Origin of the sequence: Puniceispirillum sp. (SeqCode), from assembly GCF_965657105.1 — a bacterium.
Lineage (GTDB): Bacteria > Pseudomonadota > Alphaproteobacteria > Puniceispirillales > Puniceispirillaceae > Puniceispirillum.
Genome location: NZ_CBFHNB010000003.1, coordinates 14,110 through 37,937, shown reverse-complemented (window position 1 = coordinate 37,937; position 23,828 = coordinate 14,110). Strand labels below are relative to the sequence as shown.

The 23,828-nt window shown below is 50.7% G+C and carries 22 protein-coding genes; 14 read left to right on the top strand and 8 right to left on the bottom strand.

Annotated elements, in window-relative coordinates:
* Positions 1 to 2: 2 nt before the first annotated feature.
* Positions 3 to 1,367, bottom strand: a complete 1,365-nt coding sequence (locus ACTF7Q_RS00980; RefSeq protein ID WP_438996007.1) for an AmpG family muropeptide MFS transporter — start codon at positions 1,365 to 1,367, stop codon at positions 3 to 5.
* Positions 1,368 to 1,535: 168 nt separating this feature from the next.
* Here ACTF7Q_RS00980 and ACTF7Q_RS00975 point away from each other — a divergent pair, with 168 nt between their 5' ends.
* On the top strand, positions 1,536 to 2,063 hold the full coding sequence (locus tag ACTF7Q_RS00975; RefSeq protein ID WP_438995985.1) for a L,D-transpeptidase family protein: 528 nt from the start codon (positions 1,536 to 1,538) through the stop codon (positions 2,061 to 2,063).
* Here the strand turns inward: ACTF7Q_RS00975 and ACTF7Q_RS00970 are convergent.
* Positions 2,056 to 2,883 (bottom strand): N-acetylmuramic acid 6-phosphate etherase, encoded by an 828-nt coding sequence (locus ACTF7Q_RS00970; RefSeq protein ID WP_438995984.1) that lies wholly within the window; start codon positions 2,881 to 2,883, stop codon positions 2,056 to 2,058. The genes ACTF7Q_RS00975 and ACTF7Q_RS00970 overlap by 8 nt on opposite strands.
* A gap of 209 nt (positions 2,884 to 3,092) precedes the next feature.
* Between ACTF7Q_RS00970 and ACTF7Q_RS00965 the strand changes: the two genes are divergently transcribed.
* Entirely contained in the window at positions 3,093 to 4,226 is a 1,134-nt protein-coding gene (locus tag ACTF7Q_RS00965) for an anhydro-N-acetylmuramic acid kinase (protein ID WP_438995983.1), read from the top strand.
* Here ACTF7Q_RS00965 and ACTF7Q_RS00960 read toward each other — a convergent pair.
* Positions 4,209 to 4,898: a PIG-L deacetylase family protein gene (locus ACTF7Q_RS00960; protein ID WP_438995982.1), complete on the bottom strand. Its 690-nt coding sequence runs from the start codon at positions 4,896 to 4,898 to the stop codon at positions 4,209 to 4,211. The genes ACTF7Q_RS00965 and ACTF7Q_RS00960 overlap by 18 nt on opposite strands.
* A gap of 136 nt (positions 4,899 to 5,034) precedes the next feature.
* Here ACTF7Q_RS00960 and ACTF7Q_RS00955 point away from each other — a divergent pair, with 136 nt between their 5' ends.
* Positions 5,035 to 6,222 (top strand): beta-N-acetylglucosaminidase domain-containing protein, encoded by a 1,188-nt coding sequence (locus tag ACTF7Q_RS00955; RefSeq protein WP_438995981.1) that lies wholly within the window; start codon positions 5,035 to 5,037, stop codon positions 6,220 to 6,222.
* On the opposite strand, the gene ACTF7Q_RS00950 is transcribed toward ACTF7Q_RS00955, so the two are convergent.
* Complete coding sequence (locus ACTF7Q_RS00950; RefSeq protein WP_438995980.1) at positions 6,219 to 7,043, bottom strand: sulfite exporter TauE/SafE family protein; 825 nt, start codon at positions 7,041 to 7,043, stop codon at positions 6,219 to 6,221. The two genes, ACTF7Q_RS00955 and ACTF7Q_RS00950, sit on opposite strands and share 4 nt — an antisense overlap.
* 276 nt (positions 7,044 to 7,319) lie before the next feature.
* On the opposite strand from ACTF7Q_RS00950, the gene ACTF7Q_RS00945 reads away from it, so the two are divergent.
* Both ACTF7Q_RS00945 and ACTF7Q_RS00940 read left to right on the top strand, forming a co-directional pair.
* Positions 7,320 to 7,796 (top strand): SRPBCC family protein, encoded by a 477-nt coding sequence (locus ACTF7Q_RS00945; RefSeq protein ID WP_438995979.1) that lies wholly within the window; start codon positions 7,320 to 7,322, stop codon positions 7,794 to 7,796.
* A 37-nt stretch (positions 7,797 to 7,833) separates the two neighbouring features.
* A complete protein-coding gene (locus ACTF7Q_RS00940; protein WP_438995978.1) occupies positions 7,834 to 8,154 on the top strand; it encodes a hypothetical protein in 321 nt (106 codons plus the stop codon).
* 6 nt (positions 8,155 to 8,160) lie between these two features.
* Here the strand turns inward: ACTF7Q_RS00940 and ACTF7Q_RS00935 are convergent, their stop codons facing one another.
* Positions 8,161 to 9,321, bottom strand: a complete 1,161-nt coding sequence (locus tag ACTF7Q_RS00935) for an aminotransferase (protein ID WP_438995977.1) — start codon at positions 9,319 to 9,321, stop codon at positions 8,161 to 8,163.
* 147 nt (positions 9,322 to 9,468) lie between these two features.
* On the opposite strand from ACTF7Q_RS00935, the gene ACTF7Q_RS00930 reads away from it, so the two are divergent.
* Together ACTF7Q_RS00930 and ACTF7Q_RS00925 are read left to right on the top strand one after the other, a co-directional pair.
* Positions 9,469 to 10,161, top strand: a complete 693-nt coding sequence (locus ACTF7Q_RS00930) for a nitroreductase family protein (protein ID WP_438995976.1) — start codon at positions 9,469 to 9,471, stop codon at positions 10,159 to 10,161.
* Positions 10,162 to 10,251: 90 nt separating this feature from the next.
* Positions 10,252 to 10,980, top strand: coding sequence for a 4-carboxy-4-hydroxy-2-oxoadipate aldolase/oxaloacetate decarboxylase (locus ACTF7Q_RS00925; RefSeq protein ID WP_438995975.1), 729 nt, complete (start codon positions 10,252 to 10,254; stop codon positions 10,978 to 10,980).
* Between the two features lie 2 nt (positions 10,981 to 10,982).
* Here ACTF7Q_RS00925 and ACTF7Q_RS00920 read toward each other — a convergent pair whose 3' ends face one another.
* On the bottom strand, positions 10,983 to 11,801 hold the full coding sequence (locus ACTF7Q_RS00920) for a phytanoyl-CoA dioxygenase family protein (RefSeq protein WP_438995974.1): 819 nt from the start codon (positions 11,799 to 11,801) through the stop codon (positions 10,983 to 10,985).
* Positions 11,802 to 12,191: 390 nt separating this feature from the next.
* Between ACTF7Q_RS00920 and ACTF7Q_RS00915 the strand changes: the two genes are divergently transcribed.
* The 3 genes from ACTF7Q_RS00915 to ACTF7Q_RS00905 are packed head-to-tail and all read left to right on the top strand — an operon-like array spanning position 12,192 to position 15,456.
* Positions 12,192 to 13,004: an HAD family hydrolase gene (locus ACTF7Q_RS00915; protein WP_438995973.1), complete on the top strand. Its 813-nt coding sequence runs from the start codon at positions 12,192 to 12,194 to the stop codon at positions 13,002 to 13,004.
* A gap of 23 nt (positions 13,005 to 13,027) precedes the next feature.
* Positions 13,028 to 13,942: a dihydrodipicolinate synthase family protein gene (locus ACTF7Q_RS00910; RefSeq protein ID WP_438995972.1), complete on the top strand. Its 915-nt coding sequence runs from the start codon at positions 13,028 to 13,030 to the stop codon at positions 13,940 to 13,942.
* The gene (locus tag ACTF7Q_RS00905; RefSeq protein WP_438995971.1) at positions 13,939 to 15,456 is read left to right on the top strand and encodes an aldehyde dehydrogenase; all 1,518 of its coding nucleotides are present in this window, start codon (positions 13,939 to 13,941) and stop codon (positions 15,454 to 15,456) included. Before ACTF7Q_RS00910 ends, ACTF7Q_RS00905 begins: the two co-directional genes overlap by 4 nt.
* A gap of 56 nt (positions 15,457 to 15,512) precedes the next feature.
* On the opposite strand, the gene ACTF7Q_RS00900 is transcribed toward ACTF7Q_RS00905, so the two are convergent.
* Complete coding sequence (locus ACTF7Q_RS00900) at positions 15,513 to 16,955, bottom strand: aldehyde dehydrogenase family protein (protein WP_438995970.1); 1,443 nt, start codon at positions 16,953 to 16,955, stop codon at positions 15,513 to 15,515.
* 222 nt (positions 16,956 to 17,177) lie between these two features.
* Here ACTF7Q_RS00900 and ACTF7Q_RS00895 point away from each other — a divergent pair, with 222 nt between their 5' ends.
* From ACTF7Q_RS00895 to ACTF7Q_RS00880, 4 genes are all read left to right on the top strand, one after another.
* On the top strand, positions 17,178 to 18,413 hold the full coding sequence (locus ACTF7Q_RS00895) for an NAD(P)/FAD-dependent oxidoreductase (protein ID WP_438995969.1): 1,236 nt from the start codon (positions 17,178 to 17,180) through the stop codon (positions 18,411 to 18,413).
* 32 nt (positions 18,414 to 18,445) lie between these two features.
* A complete protein-coding gene (ltaE, locus tag ACTF7Q_RS00890) occupies positions 18,446 to 19,507 on the top strand; it encodes a low-specificity L-threonine aldolase (protein WP_438995968.1) in 1,062 nt (353 codons plus the stop codon).
* Between the two features lie 80 nt (positions 19,508 to 19,587).
* The gene (locus tag ACTF7Q_RS00885; protein ID WP_438995967.1) at positions 19,588 to 20,697 is read left to right on the top strand and encodes a glycine cleavage T C-terminal barrel domain-containing protein; all 1,110 of its coding nucleotides are present in this window, start codon (positions 19,588 to 19,590) and stop codon (positions 20,695 to 20,697) included.
* A 62-nt stretch (positions 20,698 to 20,759) separates the two neighbouring features.
* On the top strand, positions 20,760 to 23,171 hold the full coding sequence (locus ACTF7Q_RS00880) for a GcvT family protein (RefSeq protein ID WP_438996006.1): 2,412 nt from the start codon (positions 20,760 to 20,762) through the stop codon (positions 23,169 to 23,171).
* Between the two features lie 214 nt (positions 23,172 to 23,385).
* Here the strand turns inward: ACTF7Q_RS00880 and ACTF7Q_RS00875 are convergent, their stop codons facing one another.
* The gene (locus ACTF7Q_RS00875) at positions 23,386 to 23,595 is read right to left on the bottom strand and encodes a cold-shock protein (RefSeq protein ID WP_438995966.1); all 210 of its coding nucleotides are present in this window, start codon (positions 23,593 to 23,595) and stop codon (positions 23,386 to 23,388) included.
* Positions 23,596 to 23,828: the final 233 nt, after the last annotated feature.

Sequence of the window (23,828 nt, the reverse complement as noted above, 5' to 3'; positions counted from 1 at the left end):
ATCTACCCTTTGCCCAGCGATATGCGGTTACGTAGATACCACAGCAACAGCAATGACGGGATAACCATCAGTGCGGTTATCACAAAGAATGTGCCCCAATCTCCATTCAGCCAGTCAACCATTGACCCTGACGATGACGCTAGGGTTGTCCGTCCCATCGTGCCGATTGAGGCTAGCAGGGCATATTGCGTGGCTGTATAGGTGCGATCGACCAGCAAGGAAATAAACGCGACAAAGGCAACCGTCGCAAAGGCAGCGGCGATATCATCAAGCAGAACAGCCACGGCGAATAACAGCTCGGATTTACCACTCCATGCCAGAATCGAAAACATGACATTTGTTGCCGCCATGGCGATGCCGGCGATGAATAAAGCGCGGATCGAACCTGATCGGATCGCAAAATAACCGCCAAGCAATGTGAAGCTGATCGTGGTGATCCAGCCAAGCCCTTTTGAATAGATGGCAATCTGGGATTTTGAAAACCCCATTTCCTTATAGAAAACCAGTGACATTTTGCCCATGAAGGCTTCACCGATTTTGAACAGGAAGATGAAGCTCAGAATACCAATGCCGATTGCCAAGCCATTCTTTTTGAAAAAGCTGGTCAGCGGCCCTAGAATGGCACTCGAGAAAAAGGCAATAATTTGCGCTACTGGATTATTGCCACCAACATGGCTGGCGATGGCGGCTTGGGCTTCGGCTTGGGCTTTGATCCGTTCGTCGGAACTGGCCTCGGGAATAAACAGCAATGCAATATTGGCAAGCAGGATGATCGCCAGAAGCACAAGAAATGTTAGCTGCCAGTAATTGACATGTCCCAGAGTTTCAAAATAATCCGCAGTGAACAGCGTAATCATGCCACCGATCTTATAACCTGACCACCAGCCAGCTACAGCCACTGCCGCACCTGCGGCCATGGCGCCGCGCTCATCATGGCCGATCTGCTCGATACGCAAGGCGTCGATAGTGATATCTTGCGATGCTGACGAAATCGCGATCAGCAAACCAAAGGCCATAACCCACCATATATCGGCTGCCGGACTTAGATTGCTCCATGCCAGCACCGAAACGAAAATCACCGCCTGCAAGGAAATGATCCAGGCTTTGCGATGCCCAATGCGTTCTGTCAAAACGGGAATGCGGATCCGGTCGATTAATGGTGCCCATAGAAAGTTAATCGCATAGACACTGAAAATCAGACCTGCCCAGCCGATTGCTGAACGGCTCAAACCATCTTCCTTAAGCCATAGTGACAGAGATGATCCGATCAGAACCCAGGGAAAGCCGCTTATCGCGCCAAGCAGAAGAATGCGCAGCATCCGTTTGTCAAAATATACGCTCAAGGATGCCTTTTCCGGATTACTCATAATAACTTCCCATATTTTGGCGGCTATATGCCGCTGCATTCATTTTTTCTAAAATAACCCTACATCCAAAAACGGCATCGCAAAAGGTTTATTCAAATTGCTGTTTCTGGGGTAATTTGACAGCTAATGTCTAATATCTATCGGACGATGGCATAGGGGGTAAACGGTATGCGTGGCTGGTGCGTAAAACAAGTCGAAACAGGTGCCTATCAACTTGATGCAGGGGCAATGCTGTTCGATTGTATTATTGGCAAGGCTGGCGTGATTGATGCGTCGGCCAAGCGCGAGGGCGATATGGCAACACCGCTATGTGAAATGCCCATCCGAGCGGTTTATTATCGCGCTGACCGGGTGCAAATACCGACTTTACCTTTTCCAAGATTGCCGATCACCGCGTCATGTGGCTGGTGTGATGCGCCAGAACATCCTGCATATAACCGGCATGTGAATTTGTCTGCAGATACGCCTTTCGATGCCAGCCATGAGGTAATGTGGCGTGATGATACGGCCTATGACATTGTTGTCGAGCTTGGCTTTAACGATGCGCCAGTGGTCGCGGGACGTGGCAGTGCTATTTTTATCCATTGTATTGCCCCTGGTAAAACCTATACGGCGGGTTGTGTGGCACTGGCACATGATGACCTACTGGCCTTGCTGGCAATCGCAACGCCGGATCAGACTATTCTCATCACCTAGCTATTGGATTTTGTGATGATGTGTTCAGCGCCGCATCAATCAGTTTTTTACGCGCCCGTAATTTGGCGTTGGTTGGCACCATTTTTGCCATCAAGCCGTCTTTGACAAATCCCATCTGCACCATAATCAGATTAGAGATCATATTAAGACAGATTTTCTGAGCTGTACCTGCTTTCAGCCGTGTTGATCCGGCAATCGCCTCGCCGCCAGTCGCCAGCAAAATGGCATATTCGGCCTCATCCAATAGTGGCGTATTCGCGTTATTGGCGATCCCGATGGTCAGCGCACCGGACAAGCGCGCCTGTTGCAGAACATGACAGGTAAATGGTGTGGTCCCGCTAGCTGCTAAGCCAATCACAACATCATCCTTGCCGATAGATGCGGATTCCACTTCGTTGGCGGCGGTTAATTTGTCATCTTCGGCATTTTCGACAGCACGTAACAAGGCGTCAGCACCACCTGCGATAACAAAGCCAACCCGTTCGCGTGGCCAGTTAAAGGTTGGAAATAATTCGGCACCATCCTGAACGCCAATACGGGCTGATGTGCCAGCCCCCGCATAAAACAAACGTCCGGTTTCACTGCTTGAAAGCTGTTTGAAGGCGGCCATACTTGCCGCTTCAATTTGATCTAGGGCATTCGTCAAGCTGTCTATCGCGCCTGCCTGGTTGTCCAGCATCATCGCCAGCGCCGCATGTGGACTTAGCTTATCAATCGGAACCGGGCTAGCGGCGACATCTTCGGTTGCCAGCATGTCTGACGATACATCCGGCGCGGATTTATGACCGCTAGCTTTTTGGGGTATATTTGTTTTGTCCATACTGCGATCATAGGCAGGATAAAGACGCCTGAGAAGAGGTAAGATAACTAGAAGAGGTAAGATAACTAGAAGAGGTAAGATAACTAGAAGAGGTAAGATAACTAGAAGAGATAAGATAACGAAATTGGTACCTGACTATGCAACATGACCCCATCGATGAAGATAGCAACACTATACACACTGTTATAGGGCAACCTGTTATAGGTTTAATGTCGGGCACCAGCGCCGACGGGATAGATGCTGCCATTCTGCACACTGATGGCAGCCGGTTTCACCGCACCGATTTTGCCGTCAGCTTTGCCTATGATCCGGCCTTGCGTCGCAGCATTTTTGATGCGGTGCATGATCCTGTGGCCTTTATGGCGGATGCCGCGGCATATATATCGTTATCACATGCAATAACTGATGCGCATAGTGCGGCGGTCATGGCGCTCGTAAAACAGCTACCAGATGATGCAGACATGCCGCGTTTGATCGGGTTTCACGGCCAGACGATTTTTCACGAACCCGATGCAAATACCCTATCACCATTGGGGCGATGCACGATCCAGCTAGGGTCTGGCCAGCGGCTTGCAGATGCTACGGGCATGAATGTTGTTTATGACGTTCGGCAGGCCGACATGGCGGCAGGCGGGCAAGGCGCACCGCTAGCCCCGGTTTTTCATAGCGCGCTGATCGCCGCGATTGATGCGCCCTGTCCGGCGGTTATCATCAATATTGGTGGTGTGGCCAATCTGACTTATATCGGCACCGGATCGAACCCGGAAATCATTGGCTTTGATACGGGGCCGGGCAACGGGCTGATGGATGATTATATGCAGTCCCATTTCAACCGGCCTTTTGACGATGGTGGTATAGTTGCGGCACAAGGACACAGTGATAAAGGCTTTGTCGCACGAGTGATGCAGCATGACTTTTTTGTCAAAAGCTGGCCAAAATCCCTCGATCGACAGGCATTTGCCCCTATTGTGGATGATGCAGGTCTTGATGATCTGCGCCCCCCTGATGCTATGGCCAGCTTGGCCGCCTTGACAGTGGCAAGCATTACCCATGCTATTGAGTCACTGCCTGCAGACATCCAGCAGATATATATAGCTGGCGGTGGTCGTCATAATCAGACACTCATGTCTGGGTTGCATGATGTGTTTGGCAATCGTCTGGTCATCGATGATCATGTGCTGTTTGACGCGGATATGCTTGAGGCGGAATTGATGGCCTATCTGGCCGCACGGCATAATGCTGGTTTGCCAACATCCTTTCCGGCAACCACCGGATGCACCATGCCAATATGCGGGGGTCAGCTTGCTCAGCCATCAAGACAGCGATTAAATCAGCGCGTCTGATCCGGTAACATAGAAAGGCCGATAGGCGGGTGCCGCCGGCACCATCTCGCGGATATCGGTAAAGGGGAAGCGTGACGCAATCCGATAGGCCTCGGCATAATGACCATCTGGGGCATTGCATTGGGCGGCACGATAGCGGTTCATCAAAGCACTAGCCGCGGCGAATCTTTCGGGTTCCTGACTGTCATGTGCCATGATAGCGGCTTGTTTGGCATCAAAAAACGGGGTGATATCGACATAGACATCGGGTGTAAAGCCTACCCCCATTAATGTTTCGGCAAACAGGATCGGACAGGTAAACCCAACCGCATCGGTAACAAAGTGCGACAAAGCCCGATGATCGGGATGATAATCATCTGGCGCATGGGTGACAACAAGATCGGGCTTGCAGTCCTTTAGGAACCGGGCAATCACTTGCCGTGCATCAGCCGCTTCGGCAAGGCCGCCATCTGGCAGGCCAAGCAATGTTGGCGTGGCAAGCGCGGTCAGGGCATTTGTGGTTTCTTCTGCCCGAATTGCCGCCAGCTTGACGCCCGGATTATCACCACCGGCGGCACCATCGGTAGCGACGCCAATGCTTATATCATCGCCGCGAGCCTTACAGGTGGCCAGAAACCCATAGAAGAAAATTTCCACATCATCGGGATGCGCCCCTATACCAACAATTTTCATCCTATTGACTCCTCACATATTTCCATGACTAGCCTTTTGCCCCCAATATCGGCTTTAATGGCATATCATACAATGCGACATTATGCGTCAATTCATGCAAATTACCAGCAAAGTGCCAGCAAAGTGATAATAAAAAATGCAAAATAATCGGTTGAAACATGCAAATCACCTGCCGCTAAAGCTGAAAGGCTATATTGAGGGGTTTTATGGGCATCTGCTGAATTGGGATGATCGGTTTCGGCTTTTGCAAAAGCTGGCATCATGTGAAATGAATGCCTATCTCTATGCGCCAAAGGATGATCCATGTCATCGCTTTGATTGGCGAGTCGATTATGACGCTGACTGGTGCGCTGGCTTTGCGCAGTTCTGTGATACTGCCAGCATGCGCAATATTTCCGTTATTGCCGGTATTGCGCCTGGTCTTGATTTTAACTTTGCCGATCTGTGTAACGCTGGTAATTCCCAGAATAATGATTTTATGATTTTATGTGCCAAGGCGAATCAGCTTCGCGCAAACGGGGCTAATCATATCGCTTTATTGATGGATGACATTGCCGCTGATTTTGCCCAGCGTGCGGGTGACTATGAAAGCGAAGGTACGGCGCATGCGGCACTTGCCAATCGTCTGGCTGACGATCTTGAATGTCCGATTTTACTGGTGCCACGTATTTATGCCGATGAATTGGTGACTGATATCGATGTGCAATCGGCCAGCTATCTTGATGATTTAACAGCCAGCCTTGATCCGGCTTCGGCTATCATACATTGCGGCAGTCATATTGTAGCCCCGCATATAGGCAGCAAGGACTTCGCCGCGCGCTCCCCTTCACGGCAACACCGGATGATCATATGGGACAATATATACGCGCAGGATTATTGTCCGCGCCGCCTGTTTACAGGCCCCTATCGCGAACGTGACGGCGATGGTGACATATTGCTCAATCCCACCGGCATGATCGAAACAGATCTTCTTCTGCTGGATATTATGGCACGCAAACAGAGCTGGCCAGATATCATTAAGGCGGCCAGCATACCCGATGTATTTATAACATTAGCGGCTTATTTTGACGCTCCATACGGATTTGACCCCGTTTTTGATATGCCCGAAGATAACGACGCGCTGGCGGCGCTAGAAACATTGCTATGGTCATGGAAATCGCCCTTACAGCGTGAATGGTATCCATTCTTGATGGGGTTGAAGCATGATATTCTTATGCGTAGGGGGGAATTGCCCGCCTTACGGGTCACCAAGACCCAGACGCCAGCTTTGGCGGCGCATATTCTGGCATCAATGAATGATGTCAAAACGGATCATGAAACCTAGGCGAAGATCGAATATAGCATCCGTGACGCACTGATAATCAGGAATAGCGCAAAAGCACGTTTCAGACGTAGCGGGTCAAGCGCATGTGCAAGCCGGCTTCCTAAAGGGGCGGTAAAAATACTGACACTAGACAGCAATATAGCAATTGGCAGATTAATGAAGCCAAGCGAATAGGGCAGGCGCATAGCCACATCCCAGCCTGACCAAATGAAACCTAATGCCCCCGGTAGTGCAATCATGAAACCAAAAGCCGCTGATGTGCCGATGGCGCGATGCACGGGCACGGCCAGGGCGGTCATCACTGGAATCGACATGGTGCCCCCACCTATCCCCATCAAGGCTGAAAAGAAACCAATAAAGCTGGAAAGCAATTTTTCAACAGGGCGCGCCTTTGGCAATATGGTGCCCATTTTGGGTGTGTGTGGCATCATCATATTCACCGCCACAAGAATCGCCAGACAGCCAAAAATCAGGGTCAATGTCGCACTTTCGATATAATGTGATAGAAACCCGCCACTAGCCGCGCCCAGAATGATAAAGGGCGACCAGCGTCGCAAAACCCCCAGATCGATGCTGTCGCGTCGATGATGTGCCAGTGCTGATGAAATCGATGTCGGAATGATCGTCGCTAGCGAGGTGCCGACCGCCGCATGCATGATAATATCCGCTGGCACATTCATGAAATCATAAATCAAAAATAGAACTGGCACCAATATGATGCCGCCTCCGATACCCAATAGTCCTGCCAGAATACCTGCAATGGCGCCTGTCGCCATGAGCCCAACCACCAGCAGTGCAAGCATATCAGGTGAATAGGACATAGGCATTGCTTCCCGTTTGGTGTTTCTATGGTTTGGTTATCAGCCAAGCTGGATGAAAGCCTTCTTTTACGCAGATCTGGATCCTGCGCCAAGCCCTCATTAAATCATCATACATCATCAAGTCTGGTTAATGTCTGGCTCACCGTAATGTGATTGGTTTGAAAGTGTTTCTATCAATATATTCATATACATCGTTAATAACGAAACAAACATCGATAAAGTGCAGATTTATGTCTCGACAAAGACAAACCACTTTATCAGAACGGAATGTCTAACATGGCAAAAGATGCGCCATCCCCGGTTGATGATCTGGTTATTGAGCGGTGTTTTCCGGCACCGCCTGAAACAATATTTGGTTTGGTAACACAAACGCGGCATCTGCTGTCATGGTGGGGCCCTGAAGATGTCCATATTGGGGAGAATAATCTTGATCTGTCGAAACTTGGCGCGTGGTTTTCGGTGATGGTGAATGGCGACTCATCAACACATAAAGTGTCGGGTGAGGTGCTGGCCATTGATCCGCCGCATGCGGTGACGTTTAGCTGGGGCTGGCATGACGAACATGATATCCGCGGGCATGAAAGCATCGTGCGTTTTGATGTCGTCGCTACTGGTGCGGATGCGGATAATGCCAGCGATACGCGCTTTACATTGACGCACATGAACCTGCCAACCATTGAATCAAGGCGGCTTCATAAAGGTGGTTGGTCTTCGTCACTGGTCAAACTGGAACATCTGTCTGACCGCTCATAGCGACCTATCAGGCAGCTAACAAATTAAGGAGACAATAATGCCAAAATTTTTGTTTGCCTATCATGGTGGCAAGATGCCCGAAACCGAAGCCGAAATCGCCGCAGAAATGAAACGCTGGGGTGACTGGATGGATGGCTTGGGTGACGCGCTGGTTGACCCTGGTAATCCGGTTGGCATGTCCAAAACCGTCAGCATTGATGGTGTTGCCGATAATGGTGGTGTCAATCCGGTATCTGGATATTCACTGGTCGTGGCTGATGATATGAATGCAGCAATGGCGATGGCCGCAGGTTGCCCGATGGTGACGCAAGGGCATGGATCAATCGAAGTTGCCGAAACGCATAATATGGATTTCTGATTGCCTTTATGTCAGCAAACCTAGTCGGTTGGCCAGATGCCCGATCACCTCACGGCTGGCATTGGCAAAGGCAAAGCGCAGATACTGATCCTGACCATCGCCAAAAAAGGCACCCGGAATGGTTAGCACCCCGGCATCACGTGCCATGCGTTGTGCCACCTCGCGGGAACCCATTTTATCAAACGGATGCCGCACATAACCAAAATAGGCACCTGTGCTGATAAGTGTCCAGCCCTCAAGCTGGGATATGACCTCACTGAAAACAGTCGCGCGTGCGGCAATGCGGGCGCGGTTCGCATCGCGCCATGATGCCAGTTGGTCCAGCATCGGTGTGATTGCCTGTTGCGGCGCTCGCGGGGCACAAATCTGGATATTATCGATAATCTTGGATAGTTGGAAAATCATTTCTGCTCCCGATGTTACCGCCCCCAGCCGATGTCCGGGCATACAATAGGATTTTGAAAAACTATAAAGCTGTATCAGATGATCCTGCCAGCCATCGGAAGCAAACAGATTATGCGGCGCGCCAGCTGCAAGCGGCAGAAAGTCACGATAGGTTTCATCCAGAATAAGCCAGATCCCTCGCGCCTTACATAGAGCCAGAATCTCGGCCAGCAAATCCGGTGGATAGATTGTGCCAGCCGGATTATTAGGGCTGACCAACGCCACCGCACGCACCTCTGGGGTGATCGCGGCGCTAATATCCGCACAGCTTGGCAACAGACCATGTTCATCATGACAATCGACATAGCCCACCGAAATTCCCAGCATTCCAAGTGATGATTCATGATTGAAATAACAAGGGCGCATCATCAATATGCTTTCGCCGCGTCCGGCAACAGCCAAGGCGGCGGCGACAAAGGCCTGATTACATCCGGATGTAATATGCGTATGGTCTGCCGCAATATCGGCGGCATAAAGCGTGCTCAGATGCGCGGCATAGGCGGCGCGTAAATTATCATCACCTTCAACCCGCCCATAACGGGCATTATCGGCTGTGGCAGCGGCGGCGGCCAGCGCGTTTAGCATATCGGGATGCGCAGGATAGCCAGGCACCGCTTGACTCATATCGATCATGTCGCCATGGCGGCCATCATACGATGCTTTCCAGTCAAGAACCGTCGATACAGGTGGGGCATTGAGCGCTTCAATTGCGGGATTGAACATGGGTGCACCTATGGGGCAATAATCAAAACAGAATGATCCAACGTAACAGAGTTGATGCGGCTTCAAAAGCACGGCAAACTAGATGTGGGCGATAAAGATGCTAATCAGATGTAAAACCGTATCATGAACTTGCCGTGTGAGGGTCAAATGTTTATCCGTGAAAACCTAACTTATGTTGCCGCGCCATTGCCACATCGTGAACCGCGAGATGATGAGCAAATAGCCACCGCGGCTCAGACATTCCGCGACACGATGGCGACCCGCCATACAGTGCGTGATTTTTCACCGCGTCCCGTGCCAAAAGCGATTATCGAAGACTGTATCCGGACTGCTGGACGCGCCCCAAGCGGTGCCAATCATCAGCCATGGCATTTTGCGGCCATTGCCAACCCGTCCATAAAGGCTAAAATCCGCGCCGCCGCTGAAGCCGAAGAAGCAAAATTCTATGCTAGCACCAGCCATGATGAATGGATCAAAGCGCTGGAACCTATCGGCACCGGACCGGATAAGCCGCATCTCGAAATCGCCCCATGGCTGATTGTCATTTTTGGCGAACGTTATGGCCAGTTTGACGATGGCACACGCTATAAAAATTACTATGTGCCGGAAAGTGTTGGGATTGCATCGGGGTTTCTGATTGCAGCCCTGCATATGGCGGGTTTGTCCTGTCTGACGCATACGCCTAACCCGATGGGGTTTCTTGGCGAGATTTGCAATCGTCCAGCCTCGAACAAGGCGATGATGATACTGGCTGTTGGGCATGCGGCAGATGACGCCAGCATTCCCACAGTTGCCACAATTAAAAAACCGCTTGCCGAGATCATGACCTGCTTTGAATAGCCTTTCGGATCAGCATTGTCGGTTTCGGGAATTGGCGATAGGATAGCGCAACTTATTATCTTTAATTATCTGGTAGCCGGAGATGAAATCATGAAAACAGTCGCTGTCAAACATATCGAACGCGCCGATGCTGATCTGGCAGCCAGGCTTGGCAATGCCGGGGCCTCGACCGTACATGAAGCCCAAGGGCGCAGCGGATTGCTAAAGCCTTATATGCGGCCGATCTATCCGGGGGCGCGCATTGGCGGCACGGCGCTGACAGTTCTTGCGCAACCAGGCGATAACTGGATGCTACATGTGGCGATCGAATTATGCCAGCCAGGCGATATTCTGGTAGTGGCCTGTACGACTGATTGCACCGATGGCTATTTTGGCGATTTGCTGGCAACTTCGGCGCAGATGCGCGGCGTCAAAGGGCTGGTGATTGATGCGGGCGTCCGCGATGTGGCTGATCTACAGGCGATGAATTTTCCGGTATGGTCACGCGCCATTTCATCACAAGGCACGGTAAAGAATACGCTTGGTGCGGTTAACGTGCCGGTCGTGTGCGCTGGCCAGCTGATTTTTCCAGGTGATGTGATCGCCGCCGATGATGACGGGGTGGTTGTGGTGGCGCGCGCCGAAGCTGAGGCTGTGATGGCCAAGACCCAAGCACGCCTTGACGCCGAGGAAGATAAACGCGTCCGCTTACAGGCGGGTGAGCTTGGTCTTGATCTTTATAATATGCGGCCACGTCTTGCCGAGGCGGGTCTTGAATATGTTGATGATCTGGAAACGCTGGGCAGCTTTAACGGCATTGATTGCCGGAACCGAAGCTAGCTTTACGCGTCTTTCGGCCAGACCACTGGAAACCAGTCACTGCGCAGGTGGGCGCCATCTTGCATTTCATGCCCCGGAAAGGGCGGGGAAGTAGGGCCGGGTCTTGTCACATAACGCGCATCATCACCGACATACCGCAAAGATAAAGCCCGCCGCCGCGTCGTCGCCATATTGCCACGCGCTCCATGAACGGCGCGAAAATCAAAAGCCACCGCATCACCTGGTTGCATCGCCCATTCAAGCGTTGTGAATTTGTCAGGTTCGGAATCAGGGTCGGGCACGGGCAGAAAATCATCATCCCCAGCATAAGAAGTATCTTCATAAAAATTATCTGCGGCGAGCCATCGCACGGGCAACACCATCTTCTCCCATTTATGCGATCCCGCGATCACCCGCAGACTTGCATCCGTGACTGGATCAACTGGAATCCAGAAGCTGACCGTTTGGCTGCCCTCGACAAAATAATAGGGCGCATCCTGATGCCATGGTGTGGGCTTGCTGGTGCCAGGTTCTTTGACCAACACATGGTCATGAAAAAACTGGACGTTGCGCGATTGCATCAATGCTGCCGCCGCTTCTGGGGCAGGCGATAATGACATGATCTCGGCAAAGGCTGATATCCGTTGCCAGTTGCAATAATCGTCAAAAAAGCGGCCCGCTTCGCCTGTTTGCAAATTTTCGGCCGCATAGGGGCCGGGATCTTGCATATTTGTGGCGATGCCGTCCTTTATCATATCAACCCAGTCAGTAAACAGGCCTGGCAAGCAAACCGCGCCATCGCGGGCAAAAGCACCGATTTGGTCTTGCGTGATGTTATGCATCTTCAACGTCTCCTGCTATTGGCGGTCTTGGCTGTATCAAAAATCTTGGTATCATCACTATTAGTGTGTGGCTTTATCAATATTCTAAATTAGTAATTTAAATAAATTCAAATATTTAGTCTAAAATTCGCACCCAATTTACATTTCGGGCTATTTGCTCCAGCCTTTATGTATAGACTATTATATTGGAGGTGAAAATGGCACCTTATAAGCTGATTGCTCTAGCGCAATGTCGCTTGTCAAACATCAATTCCAAGGCTGATATGATCCAGATGGGCGCGATGACATGCCGTGTGGTGACAAATTTTATCTAAGTCTTAGATAGTTTAAAAATCAGGTTGGCAGATGCGCTGGAATCTGCCAGCGTTGCCTCATATTTTAGCATCACCGATGATGAGAGTGAACTATATGAATACCGAACTGCCCGCATCGCATTCCGCCAGATCAAAACCAATAAAGCTTATCATCTTTGACAAGGATGGCGTCATTCTTGATCTGGCCGCGACATGGTTTCCAGTGGTCTATGCGGTTGCCGAATATACGATTTCTATTATTCCGGATCATGGCGCCACGACCCGCGCCACGCCCACTGTCGGGCTCGATGATCTGCTGGCACATATTGGCGTCGATGCTGCGGGTAATATTGATCATCGTGGACTGTTTGCGGCTGGCACCTTTACCGATATTTGCAAAGCATGGCAGACCTTGCTACCTGATAACATGATCGATCTGCTGACCGACACATCTTACAAGGCTAGGGTTAATGAGTTGGTGATCGAGTTGGTGCGGGGGCGCAGTGTTGCCAAAGGTGATGTGAAAACACCGCTAACAATGCTGTCGAAGGCAGGTTATATTCTGGCTTTGCTGACCAATGATAATGCGGCCTCGGCATTACAGAATCTCAAAGATCTTGAAATTGACCATTTATTCGCGACAATAATAGGGGCTGATAGTGGTTTTGGTGGTAAGCCAGCCCCACAGGGGTTGTTACATATATGTGATACGCATGGCGTAATGCCGGATCAGACAATCATGGTGGGGGATACGATCGCCGATTATGGTGTGGCGATAAATGCCAAGGGACAGAATTTTATCTGCGTTGCTGATGATATCAACTATCGCCCGGATACGGCTATTGACCCAGATTTGGTGATTCCGGGTCTTGAGTCTTTGCCCAGCTTGATTGAAACCTTGCCAAGATAAATGTGACAGCTAAAGGAAAAATTATGAAGTTTCGCGGTATATATACCCCGGCCATCACCCCGCTCCATGATGATGAAAGCATCGATTGGGATGGGTTTGACACGGTGCTTGAATTTCTTATTGATGCAGGTGTTGACGGTATTATCATTGGCGGCACAACCGGTGAATATTATGCCCATTCGACCGAAGAGCGCGAAACAGCCCTAAAACGTGCTATCGATGTGGTGGCGGGGCGGGTGCCGCTTATTGGCGGTACTGGAGCTATTCGTACTGAAGATTCGATTGCCCTGGCGATGACAGCCAAAGCCAGTGGCTATGACGCCATACTGATTACGACACCGCCTTATGCCCAGCCAACGCCGCGTGAAAATGCCATTCATGCGTTACGCATTGATCGCGCGGTTGATATGCCCATTATGCTGTATAATTATCCTGGGCGCATGGCCGCCGAGATGAGTGACGAATATCTTGATCGCGTAGGCCGAAGCCATAATTTCCGTGTAATCAAGGAAAGTTCGGGCGATATTAACCGTGTGCATAAATTGGCACGCGATTATGCGCATATTCAGCTTAGCTGTGGCATGGATGATCAGGCGCTTGAGTTTTTCGCATGGGGCGCCGAAAGCTGGGTCTGTGCGGGATCAAATTTTGCCCCTGAAGCGCATATCGCTTTATGGAAAACCTGTGTTGTTGACGGTGACTTTGCACGTGGCCGCAAGATCATGTCGGCGATGTTACCGCTTATGGCCACTCTGGAACAAGGCGGTAAATTTCTGCAATGTATTAAATATGGCGCGTCCTTGCGCGGCTTGCCGTCAGGGCCACCACGAAGCCCGTTGCGAAGTCTGAATAAGGATGAAAAACGCAGCCTTGCCGAAGTGATTGCGGTGATGAACAAAACGATAAATGATCTGACTGCTGGGGAGACTGGAAAATGAGTGATCTTTTGACGCATAATGAATATAAGGCGCTTGCCGACGGCCTGACGCCTGCATCTACCAGCTTTGTCGATGGCAGCTTTCGCGCGGCACAATCGGGTGCCACCTTTGACAGCATCAATCCGGCAACAGGCAAGCGATTGGCCAAGGTCGCTGCCTGCGATGCGGCAGATGTTGATTACGCTGTTGAAAAAGCCCGTATGGCTTTTGATGATGGGCGTTGGCGCTGTTTACATCCATCGGCGCGCAAAGATGTGCTGATAAAGCTGGCCAAGCTGATTAAGCGCAACCGGCATGAACTGGCGGTTATGGAGTCGGTTGATTCCGGCAAGCCAATCCGTGATTGCGTGACCATTGATCTGCCTGAAACGATCAATACCATCATCTGGCATGCCGAAGCGGTTGATAAATTATATGACCAGACCGCACCAGCTGGCGAAGATGCTATGGGTATGATTGTGCGTGAACCGATTGGCGTTGTTGGTGCCGTATTGCCGTGGAATTTTCCCCTATTGATGATGGCGTGGAAAATTGCCCCCGCTTTGGCGGCGGGGTGTTCGGTCATTGTCAAACCGGCTGAACAAACGTCATTGACTGCTTTGCGCATTGCTGAATTGGCAATGGAAGCTGGTGTGCCGCGCGGTGTTCTGAATGTGATTACGGGCGATGGGCCAAAGACAGGCGCACCTCTAGGGCTTCATCCGGATGTGGATATGGTGTCCTTTACCGGCTCAACCGAGACTGGACGGTTGTTTCTCAAATATGCCGCTGAGTCCAATTTGAAAAAAATCGTGCTGGAATGTGGTGGTAAAAATCCGGCGATTGTCATGGATGATGCCGAAGATCTTGATCTGGTCGCTGAACATGTGGTCAATGGGGCATTCTGGAATATGGGTGAAAATTGTTCTGCCACATCGCGTCTGATTGTGCATGAAGCTATCAAGGATGATCTGATGCGGCATATTTTGGCACATGCCAAAGAATGGCATATGGGCGATCCGCTTGATCCGAAAAACCATCTTGGATGTATGATTGATTCCGAACATTTCGGTAAAGTTGCCAGCTATCTTGATACCAGTGAAAATGGCAAAAATATTGTCACCCTATGCGGGGGCAAAGCGGCCGAAGGCTATGTCGAGCCGACGATTTTTGATCGGGTAACTTCGGCAAGTCGGCTGGCTAAAGAGGAAATCTTTGGACCTGTTCTTAGTGTCATGACCGTCACATCCATCGACGAGGCGATTGCCCTTGCCAATGACACTGACTATGGCCTTGCGGCTTCGGTCTATACGACCAATGTCAAACAGGCGATGCGGGCGGCGCGCGCCATTCGTGCAGGCACTGTTACTGTTAATTGCTATGGCGAAGGTGACGCCACAACCCCGTTTGGCGGCTATAAGCAATCCGGCTTTGGTGGGCGTGATAATGGCATTCATGCGCATGATCAATATTGTGAGGTCAAAACCATCTGGCTTGATCTGACTGATCGGGCGGCTAGCAACGCGGTTGATTAGGCGTTGGCCATCTCGGTGACCATCTCGGTGACCATCTTGGCGGCTATCTGCTGTGTCTAGCGCGTCCGATAGGCAATGTTTTTGGTTTGCACATAATTGAGCAAGGCTTCGCGGCCTTTCTCGCGTCCATAGCCTGATTTGCCATAGCCGCCAAAGGGTGTTTCGACACCCCCTGCAAACCATTCATTTACAAAAATCTGGCCTGCCTTGATTTTGCGGGCGGCACGGTGGGCGGCATCAATATCGCTAGTGAAAATGCCACCAACAAGGCCGAATTCGGTGCTATTGGCAATGGTGATGGCTTCGGCTTCATCATTGGCTTTCATGATTGACAGAACGGGGCCAAAGACCTCGGTTCCGGCGATCTGCATGTCGGGCGCAACATCGGCAATAATTGTCGGTGCCAGAAATGATCCGGGTTGGTTCAAACGATGTCCACCAGTGACAATTCGTGCGCCTTCACTAGCCGCTTGTTTGCACAGGCTTTCAGCGCGGTCACGTTGACTATCGGACACCATCGCGCCCATATTGGCACCAAAGGTGCGGCGTTCAATGCCTGGCCCAACGGACAGACTTTCGGCAAGGCTAACAGCACGTTCAACAATTTCATCATGCACATCAGGATGCGCAATCACACGTGACATGGCCGAACAGACCTGTCCGGCATTAAAGAAAATGCCCCAGCGCATCGATTCCATCACCTGATCCAGATCGGCATCTGGCATCACAATCGCCGCTGATTTACCACCAAGTTCCAGAATCGCTGGTACTACATTTTGTGCCGCGGCTACTGCCACCTTGATGCCGGTTGCGACCGAACCAGTGAACACAACATTACCGATATCAGGATGACCGGATAGGGCGGCCCCAGCTTCATGCCCATATCCACATAGGATATTCAAAGCCCCGCGTGGCAAGCCAGCAGCTTCGCCTGCCCGTGCCAGCCAGCTAGTTGATAATGGATCAAGTTCGGGTGTTTTAACAACGCATGTATTGCCAGTGGCAAGGGCCACCGCGATACCGCGTGCGGTCATTTCAATCGGGTAATTCCACGGAATGATCTGGGCGCTGACGCCAATCGGTTCATAAATTGTATAATCAAGGTAATCTGCACCAAGCGGGATTGACCGCCCTTCAACCGTTTCAGCCTGATTGCCGTAATATTCAAAATACCTGGCTGTCCCTTCGATTTCAATAACGGCTTCCCAAAGCGGTTTGCCTGATTCAAGGCATAGCAATTCGGCTATCTCGGCGCAATTATCGAGCATGAATTGCCCCATCTTGCGCACCATGCGGCTGCGCTCAACGGGACGTAAATCGGATAGTGCGCCACTTTCGTGGCAAGCCAGCGCCGCGGCAACGGCGCGGTCGATATCTGCCGCATCCGCCAGCGCCACATCTGCCAAATGCTCACCAGTGCCGGGGTTGCTTACAGGCAGGCGTCCACCGCCGCCATCAATCCATGATCCGTTAACATAGTTCTGGAAAAAATCCTGCATCACATAATCCTCTGTCAGATATTCTATTCGGTTATATATGCCCATAGGCCAGTTCAAGATATACTAATCAAACCCTAGGCTGGCTTTGTATTTAGGTGCAATATCAATTTACCAAAGCTGTATTTAAATCTGTAGATCATAATATGACATCACATTAGACTTGACCCTTATCCGATTATCGCCATGACTAGAATACATATAATTTAAAGGTGATTTGAATCTATGACGTCAAATATTGTTATTATTGGTGCCAGTCATGCCGGCGTCAGCTTTGTTGATGCGATACGCTCAAATGGCTTTGATGGGGCGTTGACGCTTATTGATCGTCAGGCGGGAATGCCGATGGAACGTCCGCCCTTGTCAAAGGCATTTTTGCTCGAAGATACCAACAGCGTTAATCCGACATTTTTGATTCGTAATGCAGATTGGTATGCAAGCAACAATGTAACGCTGATGTCAGGTGCTGATGTTATTGCCATTGATCCGGTTGCCAAGATGCTGACATTGGCAGATGGTGCGGTTATCAGTTTTGACAAATTGGTGCTGGCAACAGGTGCCGTGCCGCGTGCGCTTCCGTCGGCATCTGGGCTTGCTAATGTGTTCATGTTGCGCCAGCCTGATGATGCTACGGCGCTTAAAAAAGCCTCACAGTCAGCCACAAGTGCCATTATTGTTGGCGGCGGCTATATCGGGCTTGAGGTGGCGGCATCTTTGCGTAAACGCGGGCTAGATGTCAATGTGGTCGAAGCGGCTGATCGTTTGCTTGCCCGTGTCGCCAGCCCCCCTGTAGCCAGATTTTTAGGTGACCTTCATCATATGCATGGCGTGTCAATTCATACGGGTGTGGCGATTGCCAGCATCACTGATAATAAGGGCGTGTTTACGGGTGTTACCCTTGCCGATGGGCGTTCGTTATCGGCTGATATGCTGGTTGTCGGTATTGGCGTTACGCCGGATAGTCAGCTTGCCCGTATGGCCGATATTGAAACCGAAGCTACCGACAATGGTGCTATTCTGGTTGATGCGATAATGCGCACCAGCAATCCGGATATTCTGGCCATTGGTGATGTTGCCTTGCAACATGGCCATACTGTGCGGATCGAGTCGGTTCATAATGCTCAGGATAGCGCCGCACGTGCGGTCGCGGGGCTGTTGGATGTGCCGCCACCAGCTGATCAGGCACCGTGGTTCTGGTCGGATCAATATGATGCCAAATTGCAATCGGCAGGTATTGTGCCTGTTGGTGCGGATGATCTGCTACATGTGACGCGACCTGGCAAGCGTGAAGGGGGCTTATCGGTCTGGACCTATCGTGGCAGTCAGCTTCTGGCGGTTGAGGCGGTTCGTGATCCGGCTGGTTACATGCTTGGCAAGAAATGCCTTGAGGCCGATATATCACCCGACCCGAATCAGATTGGCGACCCGGCATTTGACCTAAAGGCACTATTGGCTCATTAAGGAAGAAGATTTCAGAGTGATGGTGGGTTAAAATGTCGAATGCGGGAACATATGCGGGTGCAACAATGGCGACAGGCGATGTGCTTGTCGATTTTCGCAGTGACACGGTAACCCGGCCAACCGCGGCCATGCGCGCGGTGATGGCCAAGGCTGATGTTGGCGATGATGTCTATGGTGATGATCCGAACGTCAATGACCTTCAAGATAAGGTGGCGGCTCTTATGGGCAAGGAAGCCGCGCTGTTTGTGACCAGTGGCACCCAGTCCAATCTATGCGCCATGCTGGCGCATTGTCAGCGTGGTCAGGAAATACTAACTGGCGAAAACTATCACGTTTTCATTGACGAAGCTGGCGGTGCGTCTGTGCTTGGCGGCATTATGATGGCACCAATGCCTACTAATGAAACAGGTGCATTGAATGGTGACGATATTGACCGGACGGTCAAGCCCGATGATCCGCATTGCCCGATCAGTTCTTTGCTATGTCTGGAAAACACAGTGTCCGGCAATGTGCAATCGGTTGATGTGATCGATGCGCTGGCACTGCGTGGCAAAGCGCATGGGCTAGCTGTGCATCTTGATGGCGCGCGGTTGATGAATGCCGCGGTCAAGCTGGGCGTGCCCGTGGGTGATATTGTCAAACATGCCGACAGCATATCATTATGCCTGTCAAAGGGGCTTGGCGCGCCTGTTGGCTCGGTGCTTGCTGGTTCAAAGGAAGTGATTAGCCGTGCTTATCGTGTGCGCAAACTTGTGGGTGGTGGCTTGCGTCAGGCTGGCCTGCTGGCGGCGGCGGGGCTTTATGCGCTTGACCATCATGTTGATCGTCTTGCTGACGATCATGCCAACGCTTTGCGGCTGGCTGAACAACTGGCGACGATCCCACAGATTGCGGTCGATGTTGATGCTGTGCAAACGAACATGGTCTTTATGACTATGGCGCATGACGCTGCCGCATCCTTGCCTGCTTATCTGCAGAATAAGGGCATTTTGATAAATGGCCATCCTAGCCGTATTCGTCTGGTAACGCACCTAGATGTCAGCGCTGAAAAGATTGACCAGTTTGTGACTGAATTACGTGGGTTTTTTGCTTAAAAACGTATTGATTTTGACGTAATCGGGATATTGTTACCACATGGCTATGGCAGACTTCGATAAATTTATTGAGGTGTGAAATGTCTCTTGCTCTTTCAGTTGGGCCGCGTGTTCGCAAAAGCCCTTTTTTTTCGTCAGCACGTAAAGCCGGACTGGCGGCAGCTTCTGTTTATAATCATATGTATATGCCAACCAGCTATGGTGACCCTATGGCGGAATATGATCGCTTGATCAATGGCGTTGCTATGTGGGATGTGGCGGTTGAACGCCAGGTTGCTCTCAAAGGGCCTGATGCGATTGCGCTGGCAAAATATTTGACTCCGCGTAATCTTGATAATCTTAAAATTGGCGTTGGCAAATATGTCCCGCTTTGCGATTTTAACGGGACGCTGATCAACGATCCGGTGCTTCTTCAAATCAGCGAAGATGAAGTCTGGCTGTCGATTGCCGATAGTGATGTAAAATTATGGGCGGCGGGCATTGCTGGTGCGCGCGGCATGGATGTACGGGTCTTTGAACCGGATGTGTCACCGCTTGCCATTCAGGGGCCTAAAGCCAACGATGTTGTGCGCGATCTATTTGGCGACTGGGTGGATGAGATCAAATATTTTGGTTTCAGGGCGACCGAACTAAAAGGCATTCCAATGGTGTTGGCACGGTCTGGCTGGTCAAAGCAAGGTGGCTTTGAACTCTATCTGCAAGATGGTAGCAAAGGTGGCATTTTATGGGATCTTGTTGCCGAAGCAGGCAAACCCTACGATATCGGGCCTGGCACACCGAATTATATCGAACGTGTTGAAAGTGGGCTGATTTCCTATGGCGCTGACACCGATGATATGAGCAATCCTTTTGAACTGGGAATGGATCGTCTTATCGACCTTGATCAACCACAGGATTTTGTAGGCAAAGCAGCGCTCAGCGACATTAAGGCACGTGGGGCAACCCGTCGATTTATGGGGTTGATTATTGATGGTGAAAAATTCACCAGTACCAATGAAAACCGCTGGCCAGTTGAATGGAATGGTGCCAATGCAGGCTATGTCAGCGCCAGTGCTTATTCACCGCGTCTTGATGCTAATATTGCGTTGGCGATGGTATCTGTTGCGGCTATCGCGTCAGGTGACAAGGTGCATGTGCTGAACGAAACAGGCCGTCTAACAGCAAAGATCGTGCCATTGCCTATGGTTTAGATATCAAATCAGCGCCCTGATTTCGATGCTATGATTTTGATGGGGAGTGAACAATGACTGAAATGGTTTCACATGCAAAGGTGGTCGTCATTGGCGGCGGCGTTGTTGGCTGTTCGATTTTGTTCCATCTGGCCAAATTCGGCTGGAAAGATGTGGTGCTGCTTGAACGTAATGAACTGACATCTGGCTCAAGCTGGCATGCGGCAGGTCAGATTCATACGATCAGCTCCGATCCGAATATCTCACGCCTGCAAGGCTATACAATCAATCTCTATAAGGAAATTGAAGAAACCTCTGGCCACTCGGTTGGTATGCATAATACAGGTGGTTTCTATCTGGCCTCAAATCCTGACTGGTATGATTATCTCAAGCGTGAACGGTCTAAAGCGCGCTATATGGGGCTCGATCAGGAATTCATCTCGATCGAAGAAGTTGCCGAACGTCATCCCCTGATTGATCCCAGCCATTATCTGGCGGCTTTATGGGATCCGCTTGATGGCGATATTGATCCCTCTGGCGTCACTTATGCCTATGCCAAATCAGCCCGCGTTCATGGGGCAAAATATTATACCCATACGCCGGTGATCGAAACCAACCAGCGCCCCGATGGCAGCTGGGATGTGGTCACCGAAAAAGGTACGATCAATGCGGAAATGATTGTTAATGCGGGTGGCCTATGGGCGCGCGAAGTCGGGCATCTGGCGGGGCTTCATCTGCCCGTTCAGCCGATGGAGCATCACTATCTGATAACCGAGGATATTCCCGAAATCACCGCCCGCACTGAACGCCTACCAGCAGGCATTGATTATGAAGGCAATATCTATTTCCGTCAGGAACGCGGCGGTATGTTGCTTGGCACCTATGAACCACGGGCAACGCCGTGGTCGCTAGCTGGCACCCCACAGTCATTTGGCCATGAATTGCTCGAACCAAAGCTTGATAATATTGCCGACAGGCTGGAAATTGGTTTTGAACGCATTCCGGCATTGGCCGAAGCGGGCATTAAAAATATCATCAATGGTCCGTTTACCTTTGGGCCGGATGGCAACCCGATGATAGGACCCGTGCCAGGCATGACCAATTACTGGGTCGCGGTTGGTGTTATGGCGGGCTTTTGTCAGGGTGGTGGCGTTGGTCTGTGTATGGCTGAATGGATGATGGATGGCGAACCGTCGATTGACGTGTGGGCTATGGATGTGGCGCGCTTTGGTGATTATGCAACGCCGCATTGGGGCACAGTCAAATCGTCGGAAAATTATGAGCGCCGTTTTGTCATGACATTCCCGAACGAAACCTTGCCCAAAGGTCGCCGCCAACAGACAACAGCGCTCTATGACCGGCTGGTATCACGCGGGGCGGTAATGGGTGACTCGCATGGGCTGGAAAATGCCCTTTGGTTTGCAACTGATGCCGATGACGCGCATGAAGATCCAACATTCAGGCGTTCACGTGCGCATGATTATGTAGCTGCCGAAGTCGCGGCGGTACGACATGACGTTGGCGCAATCGAGGTTGCCAATTTCGCCAAGCATGAATTCACCGGTGCCGGCGCGCGTGCGTTTCTGGATTATATGCTTGCTGGCCGCGTGCCAAAGCCAGGTCGTTTGCAACTGACCCCGATGCTGACGCCAAAGGGCAAGCTATATGGTGATATGACAGTCGCTTGTCTTGCTGAAGATCATTTCTATCTGTTCGGGTCGGGGGCGGCTCAGAATATGCACCGGCGGTGGTTTGAGTCACATCTTCCAGATAGTGGTGTCAGCTATGCAAACCGTTCCGATGCGTGGCATGGTATTGCTATTTCGGGGCCGAAGTCACGAACACTTCTGCAACGCCTTGTGCGCGAGGATGTTGGTCCCGATGCGCTGGCTTTTCGTGATGTGCGGCAGACCTTTGTGGCTGGTGTGCCTGCCATGCTGCTGCGCATATCCTTTTCTGGCGAACTTGGTTATGAAATTTATGTTGCCCCGCAATATCAGCTGCGTTTGTTTGAAGCGATCGAAGAGGCAGGTCAGGATCTTGGACTTCGGCTTTATGGAAGCCGGGCTTTGATGTCGCTACGGCTGGAAAAAAACTGGGGGGCATGGACATTGGATTTTCGGCCTGATTTCACCGCCGCAGAATCTGGGCTGGATGCCTTTATCCATTGGGACAAGGATTTTATCGGCAAGGAGGCCGCTATCGCTGAGGCCAAAACGGGTCCGGCAAAAAAGCTGGTGATGATGACTATCGATACAGATGACATTGATGTTTCAAATGATGAAGCCATTTTTGCCAATGGCGAGGCGGTGGGTTATGTCAGCTCGGGCGGCTTTGCGCATCATGTTGGCAAATCAATGGCATTCGGCTATGTGCCAAGCGCATTGGTTGCTGATGATGCTGAACTGCATGTCGAAATTCTTGGCAATCAATGTCCAGCCAGAATTATTCCCGCGCCTCTATATGATGCAAATGGTGGAAAAATGCGGGGTTAAGCATCATCCAATCAAGCATCATCCAATCGCAGCGAAGTTTAGATTGATAAGATGATCGCGGTATTAATTTAAACATTATCTGTCTTGTAAAGCTGCTTAGATACCTTTTAAAACCCATACCCAAGACAAAAGCCGCCCCTAACGGAGCGGCTTTATAATGATTGGTGGCATTGTCTAACCGACACTGCCAATTGGTTTTACAGCCAACTCTATCTTATGATACTACTTCAAGATTAACGGCGGCCATTTTGCCGTTACGCTGTTCTTCAAGTTCATAAGTTACTTTATCACCTTCGTTTAGACCGTTCAGGCCTGAATTCTGGACAGCGGTGATGTGAACAAACACATCACTACCTGAACTTTCAGCCTCGATGAAACCGTAACCTTTTTGGGTGTTAAACCATTTAACAGTGCCTTGTGACATTCTATTAGTCTCCAACTTCAAACCAAACCTGCCGATGGTTTAGTATCTCAGATTGTTATGCGGCGCCTTTGTTGCTTATCGCAAATGCGAATATGCTCAAAAAAACCTTCGGCAAGTTACATATGGGTGGCATATCACCTAATGTCAATTGTTTTATGCGTAGTAAAGAGCTTGGCATTTATATTATATGCGCCTATGAAATATATTGCTGTGGTCAATCCTTTTTATTTTCC

Coding starts and splice junctions, on each gene's coding strand:
- ACTF7Q_RS00920 (WP_438995974.1), bottom strand. CDS start 11,801: ATGCATAACATCACGCAAGACCAAATCGGTGCTTTTGCCCGCGATGGC.
- ACTF7Q_RS00980 (WP_438996007.1), bottom strand. CDS start 1,367: ATGAGTAATCCGGAAAAGGCATCCTTGAGCGTATATTTTGACAAACGG.
- ACTF7Q_RS00975 (WP_438995985.1), top strand. CDS start 1,536: ATGCGTGGCTGGTGCGTAAAACAAGTCGAAACAGGTGCCTATCAACTT.
- ACTF7Q_RS00950 (WP_438995980.1), bottom strand. CDS start 7,043: ATGTCCTATTCACCTGATATGCTTGCACTGCTGGTGGTTGGGCTCATG.
- ACTF7Q_RS00945 (WP_438995979.1), top strand. CDS start 7,320: ATGGCAAAAGATGCGCCATCCCCGGTTGATGATCTGGTTATTGAGCGG.
- ACTF7Q_RS00905 (WP_438995971.1), top strand. CDS start 13,939: ATGAGTGATCTTTTGACGCATAATGAATATAAGGCGCTTGCCGACGGC.
- ACTF7Q_RS00930 (WP_438995976.1), top strand. CDS start 9,469: ATGTTTATCCGTGAAAACCTAACTTATGTTGCCGCGCCATTGCCACAT.
- ACTF7Q_RS00970 (WP_438995984.1), bottom strand. CDS start 2,883: ATGGACAAAACAAATATACCCCAAAAAGCTAGCGGTCATAAATCCGCG.
- ltaE (WP_438995968.1), top strand. CDS start 18,446: ATGTCGAATGCGGGAACATATGCGGGTGCAACAATGGCGACAGGCGAT.
- ACTF7Q_RS00960 (WP_438995982.1), bottom strand. CDS start 4,898: ATGAAAATTGTTGGTATAGGGGCGCATCCCGATGATGTGGAAATTTTC.
- ACTF7Q_RS00875 (WP_438995966.1), bottom strand. CDS start 23,595: ATGTCACAAGGCACTGTTAAATGGTTTAACACCCAAAAAGGTTACGGT.
- ACTF7Q_RS00900 (WP_438995970.1), bottom strand. CDS start 16,955: ATGCAGGATTTTTTCCAGAACTATGTTAACGGATCATGGATTGATGGC.
- ACTF7Q_RS00885 (WP_438995967.1), top strand. CDS start 19,588: ATGTCTCTTGCTCTTTCAGTTGGGCCGCGTGTTCGCAAAAGCCCTTTT.
- ACTF7Q_RS00955 (WP_438995981.1), top strand. CDS start 5,035: ATGCAAAATAATCGGTTGAAACATGCAAATCACCTGCCGCTAAAGCTG.
- ACTF7Q_RS00880 (WP_438996006.1), top strand. CDS start 20,760: ATGGTTTCACATGCAAAGGTGGTCGTCATTGGCGGCGGCGTTGTTGGC.
- ACTF7Q_RS00935 (WP_438995977.1), bottom strand. CDS start 9,321: ATGTTCAATCCCGCAATTGAAGCGCTCAATGCCCCACCTGTATCGACG.
- ACTF7Q_RS00925 (WP_438995975.1), top strand. CDS start 10,252: ATGAAAACAGTCGCTGTCAAACATATCGAACGCGCCGATGCTGATCTG.
- ACTF7Q_RS00940 (WP_438995978.1), top strand. CDS start 7,834: ATGCCAAAATTTTTGTTTGCCTATCATGGTGGCAAGATGCCCGAAACC.
- ACTF7Q_RS00895 (WP_438995969.1), top strand. CDS start 17,178: ATGACGTCAAATATTGTTATTATTGGTGCCAGTCATGCCGGCGTCAGC.
- ACTF7Q_RS00915 (WP_438995973.1), top strand. CDS start 12,192: ATGATGAGAGTGAACTATATGAATACCGAACTGCCCGCATCGCATTCC.
- ACTF7Q_RS00965 (WP_438995983.1), top strand. CDS start 3,093: ATGTCGGGCACCAGCGCCGACGGGATAGATGCTGCCATTCTGCACACT.
- ACTF7Q_RS00910 (WP_438995972.1), top strand. CDS start 13,028: ATGAAGTTTCGCGGTATATATACCCCGGCCATCACCCCGCTCCATGAT.